The 1,696-nt window shown below is 67.2% G+C and carries 2 protein-coding genes and 1 pseudogene; all 3 read left to right on the top strand.

All coding sequences use genetic code 11. The features are described from left to right. A partial coding sequence (locus tag AC1DO7_RS41150) for a carbon starvation CstA family protein (RefSeq protein WP_477117561.1) occupies positions 1-987 on the top strand: 987 nt, incomplete at its 5' end. Between the two features lie 37 nt (positions 988-1,024). After that, the gene (locus AC1DO7_RS41145; protein WP_441612827.1) at positions 1,025-1,219 is read left to right on the top strand and encodes a YbdD/YjiX family protein; all 195 of its coding nucleotides are present in this window, start codon (positions 1,025-1,027) and stop codon (positions 1,217-1,219) included. Between the two features lie 194 nt (positions 1,220-1,413). Beyond that, positions 1,414-1,696 (top strand): annotated as a pseudogene (locus tag AC1DO7_RS41140) (hypothetical protein); the annotation flags it as partial.

The following is a 1,696-nucleotide window of genomic DNA, read 5'->3' as shown; positions in this document are numbered from 1 at the left end:
ATCGGCTACGGCGCGATGCTGGCCGAATCCTTCGTCGCCATCATGGCGCTSGTGGCCGCCTCGGTGATCGAGCCGGGCGTGTACTTCGCCATGAACAGCCCGGCCGCCGTGATCGGCACGTCGCCGGAAGCGGTGGCCGCGGTGGTGTCCGGCTGGGGCTTCGTGATCACGCCTGACGTGCTGATCCAGACCGCCAAGGACGTCGGCGAGAACACCATCATCTCGCGTGCCGGCGGCGCGCCGACGCTGGCGGTGGGCATTGCCCACATCCTGCACCAGGTGGTGGGCGGCCAGGCCATGATGGCCTTCTGGTACCACTTCGCCATCCTGTTCGAGGCGCTCTTCATCCTGACCGCCGTGGACGCGGGCACCCGCGCCGGGCGCTTTATGCTGCAGGACCTGCTGGGCAGCTTCGTGCCCTCGTTCCGCCGCACCGACTCGCTGCCTGCCAACCTGATCGCCACCGCGCTGTGCGTGGCGTTCTGGGGCTATTTCCTGTACCAGGGCGTGGTCGACCCGCTGGGCGGCATCAACACGCTGTGGCCGCTGTTTGGCATCTCCAACCAGATGCTGGCCGCGGTGGCACTGGTGCTCGGTACCTGCGTGCTGGTGAAGATGAAGCGCGGCAAGTACGCCTGGGTCACCCTGGTGCCCACCATCTGGCTGCTGATCTGCACGCTGACCGCCGGCTGGCAGAAGCTGTTCGACGCCGATCCCAAGGTCAGCTTCCTGACCCACGCGGCCAGGTTCAGCGACGCCATCGCCGCGGGCAAGGTGCTGGCCCCGGCCAAGTCGATGGAGCAGATGCACCGCATCGTCTTCAACGACTACCTGGACGCCGGCCTGTGCGCGCTGTTCATGTTCGTGGTGCTGTCGGTCGTGTTCTACGGCTTCAAGACCGCGCTGGCCGCGCGCGCCGCGAGCCGCCCGACCGACCGCGAGACGCCGTTCGAGCCGATGCCGGCAACGACCTCGGCGCAGCACTGAGTACGCCCGAACCCGCTACAGGAACAGGAGAATCGTCATGATCGAGCAACTGGGAACCATGGGCCGCTACCTCGGCCAGTCCCTGCGCCTGATGGTGGGGCTGCCGGACTACCAGACCTACGTGGCGCACATGGAAAGCACCCACCCCGACCGCGCGCCGATGAGCTACGAGGAATTTTTCCGCGAACGCCAGGAAGCGCGCTACGGCGGGGGACAAGGCAAGTGCTGCTAAGCCGCCGGATTGTGCGCAGTCCGGCGCGTAATCCGGGGTGCAAGTGATGCTTTAGGGGGGCCGCTGCGAAAGCGGCCCTTTTTGCGTTTCCCTAGCCGTTACAGGGCCTTACACGTGGTTACAGCAAGCTTGGGGCGACCTCTCTACACTTGCGTCAAAAGTTGATAATCATTGCTAAYCCAAGGAAGAAGAACATGTCTCGGCACACCGTTCGCAGTTTCACCCTGGCCATCGCCCTGGCGGCATCCGCGCTGCCGGTGTTTGCGGGCGATATGAACAATGCCCTCGGCGGCGCACTCGGCGGTGTCGCCGGCGCGGCGGTGGGCGGCGCACTCGGCGGCTCGACCGGCGCGGTGATCGGCGGCGCAGTAGGCGGCGGCGCAGGCGGCGCGGTCACCTCCAACCGTCGCGAGCGCACCGGCGCCATCATCGGCGGCGCGCTGGGCGGCGGCGCGGGCACGGCGGCCGGCAATGCCA

The organism is Cupriavidus sp. 05N40 (assembly GCF_056397305.1).
The sequence above is the reverse complement of the archived record's forward strand: the minus strand, read 5'-3'. Positions and strand labels throughout refer to the sequence as shown.

What these genes read in the sequence shown, in the direction of transcription:
- AC1DO7_RS41145 (WP_441612827.1), top strand. Translation starts at nt 1,025, where the DNA reads ATGATCGAGCAACTGGGAACCATGGGCCGCTACCTCGGCCAGTCCCTG.